The organism is Sphingomonas sp. S2M10 (genome assembly GCF_012650175.1).
GTDB lineage: Bacteria > Pseudomonadota > Alphaproteobacteria > Sphingomonadales > Sphingomonadaceae > Sphingomonas.
Genome location: NZ_JAAILI010000045.1, coordinates 1 through 2,439, shown reverse-complemented (window position 1 = coordinate 2,439; position 2,439 = coordinate 1). Strand labels below are relative to the sequence as shown.

Annotated in this window: 2 protein-coding genes; both read right to left on the bottom strand. The window is 64.6% G+C overall.

Annotated features, from left to right (window positions below; genetic code table 11):
• Positions 1-36 precede the first annotated feature (36 nt).
• Positions 37-867 carry an AAA family ATPase gene (locus S2M10_RS10830; protein ID WP_007406871.1) on the bottom strand — a complete coding sequence of 277 codons (831 nt, stop codon included), beginning with the start codon at positions 865-867 and terminating at the stop codon, positions 37-39.
• Positions 867-2,354 carry a Mu transposase C-terminal domain-containing protein gene (locus tag S2M10_RS10825; protein ID WP_052811639.1) on the bottom strand — a complete coding sequence of 496 codons (1,488 nt, stop codon included), beginning with the start codon at positions 2,352-2,354 and terminating at the stop codon, positions 867-869. Before S2M10_RS10825 ends, S2M10_RS10830 begins: the two co-directional genes overlap by 1 nt.
• Positions 2,355-2,439 lie beyond the last annotated feature (85 nt).

Sequence of the window (2,439 nt, the reverse complement as noted above, 5' to 3'; positions counted from 1 at the left end):
TGTGGCTTTCAGCGGTAAATGTCACGAATGTCAGCACTAGGTGACGCCGATGACGAGGGTGCTGCGGGCGGCTTCCACGACATCCTCGCTGATGGTTGCGAGGCCGTTGATCTTCAGCACGCGCTCGATCTGCACGAACAGGCGGTGCAGTAGCCGGAAATTGCCACCTGTGATCCGAACGATGGCCGCGACCGCTTGCGCGTCGGTGAAATCGGCGTCGTCGAGGGCAAGGCCGAGGTCGCGCCAGCGGCGGGTCAGCACGAAGGTCAGCTCCGCATCCTGCAACGGCCGATATTGGTGGGCGAAGCCGACCCGGCTGAAGAGCTGGGGATAGCGCGCCATGCGCTTTTCGATACCGGGCATCCCGATCAGGATGAGCCCGATCCCCTGCCGATCGAACACGTCACGCATGTATTCCAGCGCCGTCGTCGACAGGCGCTCGGCTTCATCGACGATCACCATTTCGACGTAGCGGGTATGACGACTGACATAACGGACCTGTCCGACTTTCTGAGGCCGGACGTGTTCGTCGATGCAATGGTCCACTCGGTCGAGCAGCCGGGGCAGATCCTGCCGCAGTTCGCGCAACGTGCTGCCGACCGAAGGTGTGTAGAAAACCGCACGTGCCTGAGCGAGGTGGGCATAGATTTCCAGGTCGGATGGATCGCGTGGTCCCCAAACGGTGAGCAGGGGCGCAGCCTTGTGCCATCGGGCATACCGGCAGGCCGAGAGCGTTTTGCCGACGCCCGCTGGGCCATGACACAGGCCGATGTAGCGATGCTTCCGAACGGCGTCGGCGAACTCGATGAAGCGGCGGTGCTCTTGGGTCGAGATGAAGCTGGTCGCGCGCGTACTGCCGGCGGTCATCAGTCGCCCTCATAATAGGTGCGTAGCTTCGGCCGGCTTGGTGGCGGCGCCGGAGTCGCTGCGGAGACCGGCGCCAATTCAGGCAATCGCGCCGGTTTCGCGATCGGAGCCGGAGTGCGCAGGATCGCTGGAAGATAGTCTATAACGCTCGATTGCTTCTCCCTGATCTCCTGCCGCAGGCGACGCCGATGCGCGATCCGCGCCGCCTGGATGTCCTTTAGGGTGACACTGTTCGCGGCATGATCCGCATCGATCGCCCGGCACAGGAACACGTTGCGATGGAACACGCGGACTTCGCCCATGTCGCGGGGGTCGTAGCGGATCGTCACCGGCTCGCCGACGTAGGCTGCCAGCGTCGGATCGAAGTAGCGCAATCCCTCGAAGCGGATGCCGTCGCGGTGAACGGTGCGGGGCTTGGCGACCATGACCAGCAGCATGTCCAGTTCGGCAAGCGTCTCCGGCATCCGGGGCAACCAGCCATCGCCCCGCCATGCGGCTATCGGTGCCGCCCCGATCGAACGGTGGGGACGCGCATTATAGGTCGAGATGATCCAGGCGCCGATCGCCGCGTCCAGTTCGGCCAGTGAAAGGGCCGGTGGGGATACCGTCTTGCCGGCGCGCAGGTTGCCGGGGAGTTCGGCCAGCAGTTCGGTGTTGATGGTCCGGAACAGCCGCTCGATCTTGCCACGCCCCTGCGGACGGGCGACGGCTGAGTAGATCAGCCTGATACGCAGATCGGCCGCGGCCTGTTCGAGGTGGAGGCTGGTGAAGTCCGATCCGTGATCGACGTGCAGCACATCGGGAATGCCGCACACCGGCCATGCCGGATCGGCCTTGCGCCAGATGGCCTGGCGCAGCGCGAGCGACGTATTGAGCGCGGATGGCGCGCCGAGAAACACCATGTAGCCTGCGATCACGCGGGAATGATCGTCCACCACCGTCGTCAGCCACGGCCGTGTCGGCCTGCCACGAGCATCGAGGATGAGGATGTCGAGTTCGGTGTGGTCGGCCTGCCAGATCGCGTTCGGGCGATCGGCGCGATGACGATGGACCATCTCGTATTTGTCGCGGAAAGCGGCAGCGCCCTCATGCGCGAGCGTCAGCATCGCAGGATCGATCCGGCGCACGATATCGCGAACGCTGCCGTAGGACGGCGTGTGCCATCCATATTCGCTAGCGACATGCACAACGCGACGATGGATGGTTGCGATCGAGGCCGGCGGCTTCGTCAGCGCCATGCCCTGGATCAGTTGGACCAGACCGTCCGGGAACGTCCGTGTGCCAGCTTCCGGACGAAGCGGCCGCGCGAGGCCCATTGGACCGTTGGCGGTATAGCGAGCGAGCCATCGCTGGACGGTGCGCAGCGAAACACCGGCATCGGCCGCGACTTTGGCCAGCGACGCGCCACCATGCAGATGGGCGCGAAGTGCCGCCATTCGCCGCGCCACCTCCGCGCCTCCTGTCTCCGATCTTCGACCATCCGCCATGGTGATCGCCCCCTGTCCGATAGAGGATCGTTCAGCGGACTCGGCCGGTCGATCTCCAACAGCACGGTGTAAACGCTCGCGCTAA